Here is a 15,484-nt window from a genome sequence, read left to right as displayed (position 1 = left end):
GGCGCGTCCCCGGCCCTTCTTGGTCAGGGTTTCACTTTGCCCGCCGCCCATGCGGCCAGCAGATCCTCGTAAACGACCGTCTCGCCCTGCGGCTTCTCGTTCTCCAGCTTGCGTTGGGGGGCGAGGTTGCCGTCGGCTTCGGCGCGGGCATACCATTCCTCGGCCGAGGTCTTGGGGTTCATCTTCGGCCCGCAGACCTTCTGCACATCGGCCCGCTCCAGCCGCTCCATCACGCGGTCCTGCGCTTCGGCAAGGTTGTCCAGCGCCTGCTGCACCGTGGTTTCCCCCGAAATCGCGGTCGAAATGTTGGACCACCACAGTTGCGACAGTTTCGGATAATCCGGCACGTTCACCCCCGTCGGCGTCCATGCCACGCGGGCGGGCGAGCGGTAGAACTCGATCAGCCCGCCCAACTGCGGCGCGCGTTCGGTGAAGCTTTCATGCCGCACGGTGCTGTCGCGGATGAAGGTCAGCCCGACATGGGATTTCTTCACGTCCACGGTCTTGGAGGTGACGAACTGCGCATAGAGCCACGCCGCCTTGCGCCGATCCTCGGGAGTGTTCTGAAGCAGCAGCCACGAACCGGCATCCTGATAGCCCAGCTTCATCCCGTCATGCCAATAGGCACCGTGGGGGGACGGAGCGACGCGCCATTTGGGCGACCCGTCCTCGTTCACGACCGGCACACCTTCCTTGGCGAAGTCGGCCACGAATGCGGTATACCAGAAGGCCTGCTGCGCGATCACGCCGCTGGCCGTCACGGGGCTGTATTCATAGAAGGTCATGCCCTGCGCCTCGGGCGGGGCGTAATCCTTCAGCCAGCGGATCGAGGTGTCCAAGGCATAGACCGCCGCCGGCCCGTTGATATCGCCGCCCCGGTCCACAGACGATCCGGTCGGATGGCAGTTTTCGACCCGGATGCCCCATTCATCGACCGGCAACCCGTTCGGCAGCCCCCGGTCGCCCGACCCGGCCATCGAAAACCACGCATCCGTGTATCGCCAGCCCAGCGAGGCATCCTTCTTGCCGTAATCCATGTGGCCCCAGACCTTCTGGCCGTCGATCTCGCCCGCATGGTTGGTGAAGAAGTCCGAGATATCCTCATAGGCCGACCAGTTCACCGGCACGCCAAGGTCATAGCCATAGCGTTCCTTGAACGCCGCCTTCAGGTCCTCGCGGCTGAACAGATCGTGCCGGAACCAATACAGGTTCGCGAATTGCTGATCGGGCAGCATATAAAGCTTGCCGTCCGGTGCGGTGGTGAAGGACTTGCCCATGAAATCGTCGATATCCAGCGTGGGCGAAGTCACATCCGCCCCCTCGCCCGCCATGTATCCGGTCAGATCCACCGTCCAGCCATAGCGGTAATGCGTGCCGATCAGGTCGCTGTCGTTGACATAGGCGTCATAGACGTTCTGCCCGGATTGAAGCTGGGTCTGCAGCTTCTCGATCACGTCGCCTTCCTGCAGCAGATCATGGGTGACGGTGATGCCGGTGATTTCCTGAAACGCCTTGGTCAAGGTCTGGGATTCATAGCTGTGGGTCGGGATCGCCTCGGACACCACGTTGATGGTCATGCCCGCGAAAGGCTTCGCGGCGTTCTGGAACCACGTCATCTCCTCGACCTGCTGATCGCGGGTCAGGGTGGATGGCTGGAATTCGCTGTCCACCCATTTGTCGATGGCGGCAGCGTCCTGCGCATGGGCCATGAAGGCGAACAGGCTGGCGCTTGCCGCAAGAAGGGCGAGCTTGGTCGGTCTCATCTTCTTCTCCTCCCGTTGATGGCCAGCCCCTCCCAAGGCATGACCTTTCCTTGCCCGGTCCCTTGGGGGGGCCGGGAAAATCCACCGCGATGGGTCGCGTCAGCCGAACCGCAGGATCAGCGCACCAAGGGCCACCGACAAAGCCAGCGGCAGCCAGAACGTCTCGATATCCGTGGCCCAGACGAAGCCCAGATGCAGGAACGCGGCCATCAGCAGCGACAGGAACAGCCGGTCCCCCCGCGTCGTCGGCATCGGCAGCAGCCCTTTGCGTTCCACCGTCGGCCAAAGGATCTGCAACGCGGTCATCACCACCAGCATCGCCGCGATCACGGCAAAGAAGATCGCGGTCGGCGTCGTCCAGGCCATCCATTCCAGATCGATCATCACACCCGTCCCAGGGCAAAGCCCTTTGCGATATAGTTGCGCACGAACCAGATTACCGCGACGCCCGGCAGGATCGTCAGCACCCCCGCCGCCGCCAGCAGCCCCCAATCCATCCCGGACGAGGATGCCGTCCGCGTCATCGTCGCCACCAGCGGCCGCGCATCGACCGAGGTGAGCGTGCGCGCCAGCAGCAGCTCGATCCACGAGAACATGAAGCAGAAGAACGCCGTCACCCCGATCCCCGATGCGATCAGCGGCATGAAGATCGTCACGAAGAACCGCGGCAAGGAATAGCCGTCGATCAGCGCCGTCTCGTCGATCTCGCGCGGGATGCCGGACATGAAGCCCTCCAAGATCCACACCGCCAGCGGCACGACGAACAGCGTATGCGCCAGCGCCACGGCCCAGGGCGTGTCGAACAGCCCGACCGCCGAATACAGCTGAAAGAACGGCAGCAGGAACACCGCGGGCGGGGCCATGCGGTTGCTGAACAGCCAGAAGAACACGTGCTTGTCGCCCAGAAAGCGATAACGCGAGAAGGCATAGGCCGCAGGCAGCGCCACCGCGAGCGAGATCGCGGTGTTCAGGCAGACATAGGCAAGCTGGTTCAGAAAGCTCATATACCACGTCGGATCGGTGAAGATCGTGCGATAGTTGTCGAAGGTCGGCTCCACCGGCAGGAAGTCGGACCGGCCCATGACGTTGCCCGGCGTCATCAGCGACATCCGCACGATCCAGTAAACCGGCAGCGCCTGAAAGATCAGATAAGCGCCCAGTACGCAGGCGGCGACGAGGCGGCGCGTCGGAAAGGCGGCGCGGGCCGGAGCGTCCGTGGCCAGACGGGTCTCGATCACGGTCATGGCTCCCCCTCGTTCATCTTGAGGATCGTGTAGAAGACATAGGAAAACAGCAGGATCGCAAGGAAGTAGATCAGCGAGAACGCCGCCGCCGGGCCAAGGTCGAACTGCCCCACCGCCATGTTCACCAGCCGCACGGAAAGGAATGTCGTGCTGGACCCCGGCCCACCGCCGGTGACGACGAACGGCTCGGTATAGATCATGAAGCTGTCCATGAACCGCAGCAGGATCGCGATGGTCAGAACGCCGCGCAGCTTTGGCAGTTCGATATGCCGGAACACGGCCCAGCGCGACGCGCCGTCGATGCGAGCGGCCTGATAATAGGGTTCGGGGATCGAGCACAGGCCCGCAAAGGCCAGCAGGATCACCAGCGGCGTCCAGTGCCACGTGTCCATCAAAAGCAGCGTGATCCACGCCGAAACCGCACTGGAGGTATAGTTGTAGTCGATCCCGATCGCGTTGATGCCACGTCCCAGAAGCCCGATGTCGGGGCGGGCATAGACCTGCCAAATCGTGCCGACGACGTTGAACGGCACCAGAAGCGGAATCGCGATCAGGATGATCGCCAGCGACGATTTCCAGCCCACCCGAGGCAGCAGAAGCGCGATGGCGATGCCCAGCGGGATCTGGATCGCCAGCACCAGCGCCGAAAACGCGACCTGCCGCAGGAACGAGGCCTGGATCGTCGGATCGCGCAGCACCTCGCGGAACCATTCGACGCCGATGAACACCCGCTGCCCCGGCCCGAAGATGTCCTGAAGCGAATAATTCACCACCGTCATCAGCGGGATCACCGCGTTGAAGGCGACCAGTGCAAAGACCGGCACCACCAGAAGCCATGCGCGGTTGTCGTCAAGCTTGTGCATCGGCCAGATCCCCCACAAGGCGGTCGCCCGCGAAAACCAGCGTCGAGCCGGGGCGGAACGCCACCGGAAAACGCCCCTGCGGCGCGGGCACCCCTTCGGCCAGCCGCATCTTCAGCCGCGCACCGCCCAAGGCCACATCGGCGATGCGGTAATGGCCGCGATCCTCCAACCCGACCATCTCGCCCTCCACCCCGGTTGCGGCATCGGCGGGCTGCAATGCCTGCGGACGCAGGCCAAGGCTCAGGCCCTCCTGCCCTGCCAGCCGCCGCAGCCCCGGCGCGGAAAGGCGGCCCCCGTCGAAACGGATCTCGCCCTCCTCGATGCGGCAGGGCAGGAAGTTCATGCCGGGCGATCCGATGAAACGCCCGACGAAAGCATGGGCCGGTCGCTCATACAGCTCCTCCGGCGTTCCGGCCTGCACGACCTCGCCATCGGACATGACCACCACCTGATCGGCGAAGGTCAGCGCCTCGGACTGGTCATGCGTGACATAGACCAAGGTCAGCTTCAGCGTCTCGTGCACCAGTTTCAGCTTGCGGCGCAGGTCGAACTTCACCTGCGGGTCGATCACCGTCAGCGGCTCGTCGAACAGGATCGCGGCGACGTCCTCGCGCACCAGCCCCCGGCCAAGCGAGATTTTCTGCTTTTCCGCCGCGCCAAGCCGCGAGGCGCGACGTTTGAGCAGCGGGCCAAGGTCCAGCATCTCGGCCACTTCCGCCACGCGGCGGGTGATGGCGGCAGGCGCGACCTTTCGGTTGCGCAGCGGAAAGGCAAGGTTTTCCTGCACCGTCATCGTGTCATACAGCACGGGAAACTGGAACACCTGGGCAATGTTGCGCTCCTCGGGGCGCAGGTCGGTCACGTCGCGCCCGTCGAACAGGATGCGCCCCGCCGTGGGCCGGATCAGCCCCGATATGATGTTCAGCATCGACGACTTGCCGCAGCCCGAGGGGCCAAGCAGCGCATAGGCGCCTCCGTCCCGCCAGACGTGGTCGATCCCCTTCAGTGCCAGCCTGGATGGGTCCGACAGATCGCCGTCATAGGAATGGCGCAGGCCGGAAATGGTGATCTCAGCCATGCCGCGCCCCCTGTGCAGGGGCCAGAAGCGTGCCATCCTCGGCAAAGAAATAAAGGTCCGCCGGATCGGCGAAACCGGTGAAGGGCGCACCGATCGGCAGGCCATGCACCCCGTCCAGCCGCGCGATCCACGGCTGCCCGCCCGCGCGGAAATGGGCGAAGGTGGATGATCCGTCCACCTCGGCCAGCAGCGTCTCGCCCTCCAGCCGGATGGGGCCGGGGGTGCGGGTGATCCGGTGGGGTTGCAGCCCGACGCGGCAGCCGGCAAGCCCCGCAGGCGCATGATCCGGCAGCGGCATGGACAGATCGCCCAAGTGCAGCCGTCCCTGTTCGACATGGCCCGCGACAACGTTCATCGGCGGCTCGGAGAAAATCTCGGCCACCGTCACCGAGGCGGGATTGCGGTAGACCTCGTGCGCGGGGCCGGTCTGGAGCACACGGCCTTCATGCAGGACGATGGTGGTGCCGCCCATCTGCAGCGCCTCCTCGGGTTCGGTCGTGGCATAGACGACCGTCTGCCCGTCATGGAACAGCCCGCGCAATTCCTCGCGCAGCCCTTCGCGCAGCTTGTAGTCGAGGTTCACCAGCGGCTCGTCGAACAGCATCAGCGCGGCATCTTTGGCCAGCGCGCGGGCGATGGCCAGCCGCTGCTGCTGCCCGCCCGAAAGCTGCGCCGGAAGACGGTCCAGCAGCGGCTCGATCCGCACGCGCCGGGCGACGTCGGCCACGCGGCGTGCGATCTCGTCCCGCGCCAGCCCCTTGCGGCGCAACGGGGCGGCGATGTTGTCGCGCACCGAAAACGCCGGATAATTGACGAACTGCTGATAGACGAAGGCCACGCTGCGCTTGGACAGCGGCAGTTGCGTCAGATCCTGCCCGTCCTGCGTCAGCGCCCCGGTCGTGGGCCGATCCAGCCCCGCCAGAACCCGCAGAAGCGAGGTCTTGCCCGCATGAGTCCGGCCCAGCAGCACGTTGATGCCCGGCGACAGGGTCAGCTCGATCCCCTCCAGATGCATCGCGCCATCGACGCTGCGGCCAAGGTTCTCCAGCCGGATCATGCCTGCGCTCCCGCAAAACAGGACGGCGTCGCCTCGCTCGCGGGCATCCATGCCGCCGACAATTCGCGCGACATGCGCAGGTATCGGCCATATTGCCGTTCAAGCCGGGGGGTGCGTTCGGCTTTCGGATGATAGGCGCGGCAGGGGCGCGTCATCGCCGCGACCGCCGCCGGAATGTCATCGGCCATGCCCGCCGCCACCGCGCCGCAGATCGCCGCGCCCTTGGCCCCGAACTCCGACCCTTCGGCCACGGTCAAAGGCAGGCCGACCGCGTCGCAGAACATCTGCGACCAAACATCGCTTTTCGACGGTCCGCCCGCCAGCAACGCCGTGCGCGGATGCGCCGAATCCCGCCCGCCCAGCAGGGTGTCGATATCGGCGCGATGGGCGAAGACGATCCCCTCGAACACCGCGCGCAGCACGTCGCCAAGGTTCGATCCCGCCGTCAGCCCGAACAACGCACCGGGCGCCCCTTCCGGCCCGCCGAACAGATATGGCAGGAACATCGCATCGCTCTCGCGTCCCTCGCCCGCCGCGACCAGTTCGCTGCACACCTCATAGATCGACCGCCCCGCCGCCTGCGCCCTGTCCGCCTCGGCCGCGAGCATCGTCCGGCACAACCATTCAAGGTTCGAAGCCGAGGTCGGCGTCGCGATGGTCGAAAGGTAATGCCCCGGCGCACCGGGATAGGGGCATTGCAGCGTCGGTATCGGGTCGAGGCAGGGCGCGGGATGCAGCGTCGAATTGATGCTGAACGTCCCCGCCACAATGCCAAGCTGGTCACTGCGCGTCATCCCCGAGGCGAGCGAGCAGCCGACCACGTCATAGACGCCGCGCGCCACCGGCGTTCCCCGTCGCAGCCCCGTCAGCCGCGCAGCCTCGGCGGTCAGGTGGCCCACCACCTCGCCCGCCGGGCCGATGGGTGACAGCTTGGGCAGCCACGCGCCCAGACCCGCCGCTCGCAGCGCGTCGCTGGCATAGGTCCCGCGTTCCAGATCCATCAGCCCCGCGCAGCCCGCATCGGTCAGGTCGGTCGATATCTCGCCGCTCAGCTTCCAGGTCAGGTAATCCTTGCAGTTCATCACATGCGCGGTGCGGGCCAGCACCTCTGGCTCGTGCTGCTGGAACCATGCCAGCAGGACCGAGGTCTGCCCCGGCCAGACGCCCTGGCTGACGGCCAGTGACAATTCCTCGGCCACACCCGTCCGCTGCCATTCCGCGATCAGCGGCAGCGCGCGGCTGTCGGTGGAGCCGAGCGCGGGCCGCGCGGGACGGCCATCGCCGCCCAGAAGGAAAGCACCTGCGCCATAGCCCGAGGCGGTCACCGCCGCCACATCGGCCGGATTGATCCCGGTGCGGTCCAGCATGGTGCGGATCGCCTGTGCCGCGATGGCCCAAAGCCGGTCCGGGTCGCGTTCGGTCCAGCCGGGTTCTGGGAATGACATGGGGTTGGGCTGGTGTTCGCATCCGATCTCGCGCCCGGCGGCGTCGAAGGCGGCAACCTTCACCATTGTGCCGCCGGCATCCACGCCGATAAGCAACTTGGCCATCGTATTCTCCTCCCTTGCAGGTCGGACCGCCCTCCCAAGCGGTTGCTCCGACCTGTAATGACATGAAGATGAACCCGCAAAGGTATCGGGCTGTCAACAGCTTTCTCAGGCGCAGCTCATGTAGTAGTCATCACTACAATACAGTAGTTGTAATTATATGTTCATGGGCGTAGCCTGCCGCAAAACCAGAGGGGGAACGGGATGAGACAGCGAAGCGAACTGATCGCCGCCATCCGCGAGGGCCGCATGGATGGCCGCGTCCTGATCATCGGCGGTGGAATCAACGGCGTAGGCGTTCTGCGGGATCTGGCGGCACAGGGTGTGCCCGCGCTTTTGGCCGAACGCGCGGATTTCGCTTCTGGCACAAGTTCGGCACCCTCGCGCCTGATACATGGCGGGCTGCGCTATCTGGAGACCGGCGAATTCGCCCTGGTGCGCGAATCGGTCGAGGAGCGAAACCACCTTCTTCTGAACGCGCCGCATCAGGTTCGCCCCATCCCGGTCTGGATTCCGGTGCTGAGCCATACCGGTGGCGCCTTCGCCGCGCTGCTGCGCTTTTTGCACCTGAAACGCACGCCGGGGGCCAAGGGGGCGCTGGCGGTTCGGCTGGGCCTGTGGGTGTTCGACCGCTTCGGCAAGGTCCAGCGCACGATGCCGCTCCATCGCCCGATCCCGATGACCGAGGCGCGGCGGCGCTTTCCGCTGCTGGCCCCGCGGGTCAAGGCGGTGCTGGAATATTACGACGCCCGCATCTCCTCGCCCGAACGGCTGGTGATGGAGATTGCCGCCGATGCCGAAGCCGATTGCCCGGACACCGCCGCCGTCACCTATCTGGAGGTGACAGGCCGCGACGGCGCGCATCTGCTTCTGACCGACCGGATGAGCGGCGAGGTGCTGCGCGTTGCGCCGTCGTTGGTGGTGAACTGCGCCGGGGCATGGATCGACCCCGCCCATCGCAGCATCGGCATCGACCAGCGGCTGACGGGCGGCACCAAGGGATCGCATCTGGTGCTGGACCGTCCCGACCTGGCCGCCCAGCTGGGCGATGCGATGCTGTATTTCGAGACGTCGGATTTCCGCGCCTGCCTCGCCTATCGGCTGGATGGCGGCAAGGTCATCCTCGGCACGACAGACCTGCGCTGCGACATCCCCGACGCCGCCACCTGCGACGAGGGCGAGATCGACTATCTGTTCCGCGTGCTGGAGGAAGTGCTGCCCGGCGCGGCGCCGAGGCGCGAGGACATCGTCTTCACCTTCGCCGGCGTGCGCCCCCTGCCCTACAGCCCGGACGGCGTCACGGGCGCGATCAGCCGCGACCACAGCCTGCGCACGTTCGAGGCCGAGGGCGACCGCCCCTTCGCCGTCATCGCGCTGATCGGTGGCAAATGGACGACCTATCGCGCCTGCGCCGCGCAGATCGCGGATCAGGTATTGGCCCGCATCGGCATCGCCCGCCAAAGCGGCACGCTTGGTCTGCGGATCGGCGGCGGCAAGGACTTCCCGCCATCCGGCAACATCCCGCAGCACCTTCTGCACCGCTATGGCACGACGGCGCAGGCGATGCTGGAAAGCTTCGACGGACCACCCCGACCGATCCCCGAAGCCCCGGGGTACGCCGAGCAGGAGATCCTGTGGCTGTGCCGGAACGAACGGGTCATGCGCCTTGACGATCTGGTGCTGCGCCGTACACTCCTTGCCTTCGAAGGGCTTGCAAGTGCCGATGCCGTCAAGGCTTTCGCCCGGCTGGCCGCCATGGCGCTGGACTGGTCTGAGGAACGCGAGGCGGACGAGGTGGCGCGCACGCTGTCGCTGCTGCATCGGCGCCACCACGTCGCGGTCGCGCCGCAGGAATTGAGGGACGATGAAGACCGACGCGCAGGATGAGGATCAGGGGGAACAGACCCTCGTCCGCGAAGGACCGCCCCTCTGGTCGCAACTGCGCGACGCGCTGATCCGGCGCATCGCGGATGGCGGGATGGCCCCGCACAGCCGCCTGCCGTCAGAGGCGGAGCTTTGCACCACCTTCGGCGTGTCCCGCACCGTGGTGCGCGAGGCGCTGAACCAGCTTGTGATGGACGGGCGCGTCTACAAGGCCCAAGGCAAGGGATCGTTCGTCGCCGACCTGCGCGAGACGCAGGATTTCGTCGGCAGCAACATTTCGTTCAGCCGGGACTTTCTGGGCCGCGACGATGCGGTGATGCGCATCGTTCTGTCGCAGCGCCTGCGCGCCCCGTCGGAACGCGAGGCGGAACTGCTGCGCCTTGCCCCCGAGGATCGGGTGGTGGAATTCGACCGGCTGCTTCTGGTGAACGGATTGCCGCGCATGGTCGTCCACACCCAGCTTCGCGCCACCGACGTGCCGGGGTTCGAAGAGCTTCACATGCACAACAAATCGCTTTACGAAACGCTCGGCCAGCATTTCAACCTTCAGATCCGCGAATCCGAACGCTGGATCGAAGCGACCTCGGCCAAGGGCGAGATCGCGGCCTTGCTGCGCGTGCCGGAGGGAACCCCGATCCTTGGGATCGAATCCCTGTCGCGGGATGCGGCGGACCAGCCGATCGAACGATACATGGCCTATTTTCGTTCAGACCAGTCGCGGCTGCACTTCCGCATTAGCTAGGCTGGCCCCGCAGCCATGCCGCATCAGATTGTCCTGCATCCCTGATGCAAGGAGCGGGAATGGGCATTGCAACCGGGCTTGGGCTTCTGCGGTCGCTGGCCATCTATCACGGCAACCCGTTCCGGGCGGCGGCGCAGCGGCGGTTCCTGTCGCAATTCGTGCGGCCCGGCGATCTTGCCTTCGACATCGGTGCCCATGTCGGCAGCCGCAGCCGCCTTTTGTCGCGGCTGGGCGCGCGGGTGGTCGCGCTGGAGCCGCAGCCCCATTGCGCCGCCGTCATTGCGCGACTCCTGCCGCAGGTGGCGTTGGTGGAAAAGGCGGCGGGGCGGGCCGAAGGGCGCACGACCCTGCATATCTCGCGCCGCCATCCGACGGTGTCGAGCGTAAGCGCCGGCTGGATCGACGATGTGGCGCAGACCGACGGCTTTCGCCATGTCCGGTGGGATCAGCGGATCGAGGTAGATGTGACCACTCTGGACAGATTGATCGCCGAACACGGCATCCCCGCCTTTTGCAAGATCGACGTCGAGGGGGCCGAGGTCGACATTCTTGCCGGGCTGAGCCACCCGATCCCCACGCTTTCGCTGGAATACCTGCCCGAGACGCCGGACCGGGCCCGCGCCGCGCTGGCCGAGCTGATGCGCAACGGCGACTATTGCTTCAACTTCGTCCAAGGCGAAGGGCATGGTTTAGCCGGCCCCTGGATGGACGCGCCGAGCCTTTTGTCCGGGCTTCGGCGACAGGGCGACATCTATGCCCGGCTTGTCTGACCGTCGAATGCCTCTCGCGCCGCTTCGATCCGCTCAAGATTGGTTTCGGCCCAAAGCCAGACGCCACAGAACGCCTCGGCCAGCGTCCCGCCCAGATCGGTCAGCCGATAATCCACGCGAGGCGGAATGACGGGATGCACCGTCCGCACCATCAAGCCGTCGCGTTCCATCTGGCGCAGGGTCTGGGTCAGCATCTTCTGGCTGATCCCCTCGACCGCGCGACCGATGGCGGAAAAGCGCATCTCGCCCTGTTCGGTCAACGTCTCAAGGATGAGCATCGTCCATTTGTCGGCCACCCGCCCGATCAGTTCGCTGACCAGACGGTTCACTCGCGGATCGATCTCCGACAACAGGGGTGAGTCCATGACACTCTCCAAACGGTGCGTATAAATCTTTCTGGTGCCTTCTTTCCCGAAGAAAGCACATCGTCAATATGTGCGAGACCCAACGGAAAAGGAACAGCCCATGAAGACCTCTGGAAACACGATCCTGCTGACGGGCGGCACCTCGGGCATCGGGCGGGCGCTGGCGGAACGCTTTCACGCGGATGGCAATACAGTCATCGTGACGGGCCGCCGCCAGCCGCTTCTGGACCAGATGGCGGCGCAGGGGATGATTGCCCACGCGCTGGACATGACCGATGCCGCCGCGATCCGGGACTTTGCCGCGCGGATCACGACAGAACATCCCGCGTTGAACGTCGTGCTGCACAATGCCGGCATCATGCTGGCAGAGGATGTCGCCGCCGACTTCCTGCAAACCGCCGAAGATACGGTCGCAACGAACCTGCTGGGCCCGATCCGCCTGACCGCCGCGCTGATGCCGCATCTGCTGGCACAGCCCGCCGCGACGCTTCTGACCGTATCCTCGGGTCTGGCCTTCGTGCCGCTGACCCGGACGCCGACCTATTCCGCGACCAAGGCGGCGATCCATTCGTGGTCCCAATCTCTGCGGCACCAGCTTCGCGACACCTCGGTCGAGGTGCTGGAGATCGCGCCCCCCGCCGTCCAGACCGATCTGATGCCGGGCCACGCAACCGATCCGAATGCAATGCCGCTGGCAGAATTCATCGACGAGGTGATACAGATCCTGTCGCAAGACCCCATCCCGCCGCTGGTCGGGGTCGAGCGGCTTGGCTTCCTGTCGCAGGCCGAGGCGGAGGGGCGTTACGACGCGGCCTTCGCGGCGCTGAACCCATAACTGTTCAGAAACATCGCCACCGCGCCATCCACGCAGGCGTCGATCTCGGCAGGGCGCGGCACCGTCCGCGCCTTGCCGAACAGCCGCTTGCGCCACAGCCCTGCGGTGCAAAGCTCGGCGAACTGATGCGCGGCCAGCGCCACATCCGGCACCCGCATCCGCCCTGCCGTCACCTCGCGCTCCAGAAACCTCCGGACCGCGCCATGCGCCCGCTCGGCCCCGCTGTCATAGAACCGCGCGCCAAGCTCGGGCATCCGTTCGGTCGTCGCGATGATGATGCGCTGCGCGCGGATCACCTGATCGGAGCAGATGATCTCGGCAATCCGCCGTCCATACCGCGCCAGCTTCTCCGCAGTCGGGCCTTCGGCCTCCAGGATCGCTTCGATTCCAAGGAACAGACGGTCGCGTTCCTGCTCGATCAGCGCTTCGAACAGATCCTCCTTGCCCGCAAAATAGACATAGACCGTGCCTTTCGACACGCCCGCCGCGCGGCAGATGTCGTTCATGCTGGCGGCGTCGAACCCACGCTCCATGAAGACGCGCATCGCACCGTCTAGTATCTGGTCGCGTTTCGCCGGGTCCTGCCCAGCCTTGTGCCGTTTCTTTTCCATACCACCCAGATAATCGAACCGATGGGTTCGATGAAGTCTTGTTCTTCGCCGGGCAAGGGACTATTTGTCGCACCGAACCGATCGGTTCGATCCAAAGGATTCCCGCCGTGAAAAAGATCGTCCTCGCCGCCCTCGCCATCGTCATCCTCGGCGCCGCCGCATACGAAGGGACGCAGTATTGGCGCATCGGCCGTTTCATGGTGAAGACCGACGACGCCTATGTGCAAGCCGACATCACCATGATCAGCAGCCGCGTGCAGGGCTATGCCGCCGAGGTTCCGGCCCGCACGAACGACCATGTGAAAGCGGGCGATCTGCTAGTGCGGCTGGACGACGGTGATTACCGCATCGCGCTGGACACGGCGCAAAGCCGGTTCGACACCGCGGGTCAGACGCTGGCCCGGATCGACGCGCAGATCGCCGCCGGACAGGCCGCCATCGCCAGCGCCGAAGCCGATCGCGACGCCGCCGAAGCGACCCTGCGCGCCGCCCGGTCGAACGCCGACCGTGTCCGCAGCCTTGCCGCCAGCCGGGTCGCGGCGCAAAGCCAGCTGGATACCGCGACCGAAAGCCTCGACACCGCGACCGCCAATGTCGCCAAGGCCCGCGCCGCCGTCGCCAGTGCCGAGGCGCAGCTTGGCGTGCTGCATGCCCAGCGCGCGGAAACCGAAGGTTCGCGCCACGAATTGGAACTGGCGGTGAAACAGGCGCAGCGCGATCTGGACCTGACTGTCCTGCGCGCCCCTGCCGATGGCATCGTCGCCAACATGACGCTGGAGCCGGGCGATCTGGTCAGCCCCGGCGGCCGTCTTGCCGCGCTGGTGCCCGATGCCGGGCTTTATATCGAGGCGAACTTCAAGGAAACGCAGATGCCGGAGATCGCCCCCGGCGCGCGTGTCCACATCACGTTCGACGCCATCCCGGACCGCGAATTCGAAGGCACCGTCGCCTCTGCCGCACCTGCTACCGGGGCCGTCTTTTCGCTGCTGCCCGCCGAAAACGCGACCGGCAACTTCACCAAGATCGTCCAGCGCGTGCCCGTCCGCATCGCCATCCCGCCCGAGGTTGCGCAGACGGGCCATCTGCGCGCGGGCCTGTCCGCCATCGTCTCCGTCGACAGCCGGGGCTGACGCCATGGAAGCCGAGCTGACGCCCCGCCGCGTCTTCGCCTTCCTGATCATGGTGTTCGGGATGTTCATGGCCATCCTCGACATCCAGATCGTATCGGCATCGCTGCCCGACATTCAGGCGGGCCTCGGTGCCAGCCCGGACGAGATCAGCTGGGTCCAGACTTCCTATCTGATCGCCGAGGTCATCATGATCCCGCTGTCGGGCTTCCTTGCGCGGGTCATGTCCACGCGGTTCCTGTTCGCCGCCTCCGCCGCCGGGTTCACGGCCGCCAGCCTTCTGTGCGCCACCGCCACCAATATCGAACAGATGATCCTGTGGCGGGCGCTGCAAGGGTTCCTTGGCGGTGGGATGATCCCTTCGGTCTTCGCCGCCGCTTTCACGATCTTTCCGCCGTCGAAACGGGCGGTCGTCTCGCCCATGATCGGGCTTGTCGCGACGCTGGCCCCCACGGTCGGCCCCACGGTGGGCGGGTATCTCAGCCACGCCTTCTCGTGGCACTGGCTGTTTTTGGTGAACGTCATCCCCGGCATCGGCGTCGCCATCGGCGCATGGATGCTGATCGACTTCGACAAGCCCGACTGGAAACTGTTCCGCCGTTTCGACTGGTGGGGGCTTCTGGCGCTTGCGGCGTTTCTTGGCGGCATGGAATTCGTGTTCGAGGAAGGCCCGTCGAACGACTGGTTTCAGGATCAGCTCGTTGCGTGGATGTGTGCCGTGATGGTCGCGGGCGGCATCGTCACCTTCTGGCGCGCCCTGACCCGGGACGAGCCGATCGTGGATCTGACCGCGTTCCTGAACGCCAACTTCTCTATCGGGTCGGTGTTCAGCTTCGTCATGGGCATCGGGCTTTACGGGCTGACATACCTTTATCCGCTCTATCTGGCGCAGATCCGGGGCTATGACAGCCTGATGATCGGCGAGACGGTGTTCGTGTCGGGCCTTGCGATGTTCTGCACCGCCCCGCTCGCGGGTTTTCTGTCGGGACGGATGGATCTGCGGGTGATGCTGCTGATCGGTTTCATGGGCTTTGCCACCTCGACATGGATGCTGACCGGGCTGACCGCCGATTGGGATTTTTCCGAACTGCTGGTGCCGCAGATCCTGCGGGGCATGTCCCTGATGCTGTGCATGGTGCCGATCAACAACCTTGCCCTTGGCACCTTGCCGCCCGCCAAGATGAAGGGGGCGTCGGGCCTCTACAACCTGATGCGGAACCTTGGCGGGGCGATGGGGCTGGCGATCATCAACACCGTTCTGTCCGACCGGCAGGACCTGCACTATGCCCGCCTTGCCGAAAGGGTCAGCTGGACGCGGGACGAGGCGCTCCGCCAACTGGACCTGATGGCGCAGAACCTTTCGGCGGCAGGGCTGGACGGCCCGACCGCCGCGCTGGCACAGATGGCCCTGCGATTGCGCGGTCAGGCGGCGGTCATGTCCTTCATCGACGTGTTCGTGCTGATTTCCTGCCTGTTCGGAGGCCTTGCCCTGACCGCGCTGCTGATGAAGAAACCGAAATCCGCACCGCCCGCCGACGCCCATTGACGCTGCGCGGAGGATCGTTGCAGTCCTCGCGCAGACGCGCGATGACATATTG

The 15,484-nt window shown here is 65.6% G+C and carries 15 protein-coding genes; 6 read left to right on the top strand and 9 right to left on the bottom strand.

The annotated features are described in order from the left end of the window. Nucleotides 1-23: 23 nt before the first annotated feature. From E2K76_RS15855 to E2K76_RS15825, 7 genes are all read right to left on the bottom strand, one after another. Nucleotides 24-1,763: an ABC transporter substrate-binding protein gene (locus tag E2K76_RS15855; protein ID WP_136685427.1), complete on the bottom strand. Its 1,740-nt coding sequence runs from the start codon at nucleotides 1,761-1,763 to the stop codon at nucleotides 24-26. A gap of 99 nt (nucleotides 1,764-1,862) precedes the next feature. Continuing rightward, nucleotides 1,863-2,147, bottom strand: coding sequence for a DUF2160 domain-containing protein (locus E2K76_RS15850; protein ID WP_246032988.1), 285 nt, complete (start codon nucleotides 2,145-2,147; stop codon nucleotides 1,863-1,865). Continuing rightward, a complete protein-coding gene (locus E2K76_RS15845; RefSeq protein WP_394343937.1) occupies nucleotides 2,147-2,872 on the bottom strand; it encodes a carbohydrate ABC transporter permease in 726 nt (241 codons plus the stop codon). Before E2K76_RS15845 ends, E2K76_RS15850 begins: the two co-directional genes overlap by 1 nt. A 131-nt stretch (nucleotides 2,873-3,003) precedes the next feature. Continuing rightward, nucleotides 3,004-3,870: a carbohydrate ABC transporter permease gene (locus E2K76_RS15840; protein ID WP_136685425.1), complete on the bottom strand. Its 867-nt coding sequence runs from the start codon at nucleotides 3,868-3,870 to the stop codon at nucleotides 3,004-3,006. After that, a complete protein-coding gene (locus E2K76_RS15835) occupies nucleotides 3,857-4,948 on the bottom strand; it encodes an ABC transporter ATP-binding protein (protein WP_136685424.1) in 1,092 nt (363 codons plus the stop codon). The genes E2K76_RS15840 and E2K76_RS15835 overlap by 14 nt, the downstream gene beginning before the upstream one ends. Further along, a complete protein-coding gene (locus E2K76_RS15830) occupies nucleotides 4,941-6,005 on the bottom strand; it encodes an ABC transporter ATP-binding protein (RefSeq protein ID WP_136685423.1) in 1,065 nt (354 codons plus the stop codon). Before E2K76_RS15830 ends, E2K76_RS15835 begins: the two co-directional genes overlap by 8 nt. After that, nucleotides 6,002-7,555, bottom strand: coding sequence for an FGGY-family carbohydrate kinase (locus tag E2K76_RS15825; protein WP_136685422.1), 1,554 nt, complete (start codon nucleotides 7,553-7,555; stop codon nucleotides 6,002-6,004). Before E2K76_RS15825 ends, E2K76_RS15830 begins: the two co-directional genes overlap by 4 nt. A gap of 201 nt (nucleotides 7,556-7,756) precedes the next feature. Here E2K76_RS15825 and E2K76_RS15820 point away from each other — a divergent pair, with 201 nt between their 5' ends. Genes E2K76_RS15820 through E2K76_RS15810 form a run of 3 tightly spaced genes read left to right on the top strand, consistent with a single transcriptional unit; the run spans nucleotide 7,757 to nucleotide 10,948 of the window. Further along, complete coding sequence (locus tag E2K76_RS15820; RefSeq protein ID WP_136685421.1) at nucleotides 7,757-9,439, top strand: glycerol-3-phosphate dehydrogenase/oxidase; 1,683 nt, start codon at nucleotides 7,757-7,759, stop codon at nucleotides 9,437-9,439. Then, nucleotides 9,417-10,178, top strand: a complete 762-nt coding sequence (locus E2K76_RS15815) for a GntR family transcriptional regulator (RefSeq protein ID WP_136685420.1) — start codon at nucleotides 9,417-9,419, stop codon at nucleotides 10,176-10,178. The genes E2K76_RS15820 and E2K76_RS15815 overlap by 23 nt, the downstream gene beginning before the upstream one ends. 59 nt (nucleotides 10,179-10,237) lie before the next feature. Beyond that, nucleotides 10,238-10,948, top strand: coding sequence for an FkbM family methyltransferase (locus E2K76_RS15810; RefSeq protein ID WP_136685419.1), 711 nt, complete (start codon nucleotides 10,238-10,240; stop codon nucleotides 10,946-10,948). On the opposite strand, the gene E2K76_RS15805 is transcribed toward E2K76_RS15810, so the two are convergent. Further along, a complete protein-coding gene (locus E2K76_RS15805) occupies nucleotides 10,930-11,313 on the bottom strand; it encodes a winged helix-turn-helix transcriptional regulator (protein WP_136685418.1) in 384 nt (127 codons plus the stop codon). The genes E2K76_RS15810 and E2K76_RS15805 overlap by 19 nt on opposite strands. 100 nt (nucleotides 11,314-11,413) lie before the next feature. Here E2K76_RS15805 and E2K76_RS15800 point away from each other — a divergent pair, with 100 nt between their 5' ends. Further along, nucleotides 11,414-12,148, top strand: a complete 735-nt coding sequence (locus E2K76_RS15800) for an SDR family oxidoreductase (protein WP_136685417.1) — start codon at nucleotides 11,414-11,416, stop codon at nucleotides 12,146-12,148. On the opposite strand, the gene E2K76_RS15795 is transcribed toward E2K76_RS15800, so the two are convergent. Next, complete coding sequence (locus E2K76_RS15795; protein WP_136685416.1) at nucleotides 12,115-12,759, bottom strand: TetR/AcrR family transcriptional regulator; 645 nt, start codon at nucleotides 12,757-12,759, stop codon at nucleotides 12,115-12,117. The genes E2K76_RS15800 and E2K76_RS15795 overlap by 34 nt on opposite strands. Before the next feature lie 107 nt (nucleotides 12,760-12,866). Here E2K76_RS15795 and E2K76_RS15790 point away from each other — a divergent pair, with 107 nt between their 5' ends. After that, the gene (locus E2K76_RS15790; RefSeq protein ID WP_246032987.1) at nucleotides 12,867-13,889 is read left to right on the top strand and encodes an HlyD family secretion protein; all 1,023 of its coding nucleotides are present in this window, start codon (nucleotides 12,867-12,869) and stop codon (nucleotides 13,887-13,889) included. A gap of 4 nt (nucleotides 13,890-13,893) precedes the next feature. Next, the gene (locus tag E2K76_RS15785) at nucleotides 13,894-15,432 is read left to right on the top strand and encodes a DHA2 family efflux MFS transporter permease subunit (protein ID WP_136685415.1); all 1,539 of its coding nucleotides are present in this window, start codon (nucleotides 13,894-13,896) and stop codon (nucleotides 15,430-15,432) included. Nucleotides 15,433-15,484 lie beyond the last annotated feature (52 nt).

The sequence above is a fragment of the Falsirhodobacter xinxiangensis genome (assembly GCF_004959935.1).
In the GTDB taxonomy this organism is placed as follows: domain Bacteria; phylum Pseudomonadota; class Alphaproteobacteria; order Rhodobacterales; family Rhodobacteraceae; genus Falsirhodobacter; species Falsirhodobacter xinxiangensis.
This window is presented reverse-complemented; position numbering and strand designations above follow the sequence as displayed.

What these genes read in the sequence shown, in the direction of transcription:
- E2K76_RS15785 (WP_136685415.1), top strand. Translation starts at nt 13,894, where the DNA reads ATGGAAGCCGAGCTGACGCCCCGCCGCGTCTTCGCCTTCCTGATCATG.
- E2K76_RS15835 (WP_136685424.1), bottom strand. Translation starts at nt 4,948, where the DNA reads ATGGCTGAGATCACCATTTCCGGCCTGCGCCATTCCTATGACGGCGAT.
- E2K76_RS15810 (WP_136685419.1), top strand. Translation starts at nt 10,238, where the DNA reads ATGGGCATTGCAACCGGGCTTGGGCTTCTGCGGTCGCTGGCCATCTAT.
- E2K76_RS15830 (WP_136685423.1), bottom strand. Translation starts at nt 6,005, where the DNA reads ATGATCCGGCTGGAGAACCTTGGCCGCAGCGTCGATGGCGCGATGCAT.
- E2K76_RS15840 (WP_136685425.1), bottom strand. Translation starts at nt 3,870, where the DNA reads ATGCACAAGCTTGACGACAACCGCGCATGGCTTCTGGTGGTGCCGGTC.
- E2K76_RS15820 (WP_136685421.1), top strand. Translation starts at nt 7,757, where the DNA reads ATGAGACAGCGAAGCGAACTGATCGCCGCCATCCGCGAGGGCCGCATG.
- E2K76_RS15845 (WP_394343937.1), bottom strand. Translation starts at nt 2,872, where the DNA reads ATGTCGCTGATGACGCCGGGCAACGTCATGGGCCGGTCCGACTTCCTG.
- E2K76_RS15800 (WP_136685417.1), top strand. Translation starts at nt 11,414, where the DNA reads ATGAAGACCTCTGGAAACACGATCCTGCTGACGGGCGGCACCTCGGGC.
- E2K76_RS15850 (WP_246032988.1), bottom strand. Translation starts at nt 2,147, where the DNA reads ATGATCGATCTGGAATGGATGGCCTGGACGACGCCGACCGCGATCTTC.
- E2K76_RS15815 (WP_136685420.1), top strand. Translation starts at nt 9,417, where the DNA reads ATGAAGACCGACGCGCAGGATGAGGATCAGGGGGAACAGACCCTCGTC.
- E2K76_RS15795 (WP_136685416.1), bottom strand. Translation starts at nt 12,759, where the DNA reads ATGGAAAAGAAACGGCACAAGGCTGGGCAGGACCCGGCGAAACGCGAC.
- E2K76_RS15805 (WP_136685418.1), bottom strand. Translation starts at nt 11,313, where the DNA reads ATGGACTCACCCCTGTTGTCGGAGATCGATCCGCGAGTGAACCGTCTG.
- E2K76_RS15825 (WP_136685422.1), bottom strand. Translation starts at nt 7,555, where the DNA reads ATGGCCAAGTTGCTTATCGGCGTGGATGCCGGCGGCACAATGGTGAAG.
- E2K76_RS15855 (WP_136685427.1), bottom strand. Translation starts at nt 1,763, where the DNA reads ATGAGACCGACCAAGCTCGCCCTTCTTGCGGCAAGCGCCAGCCTGTTC.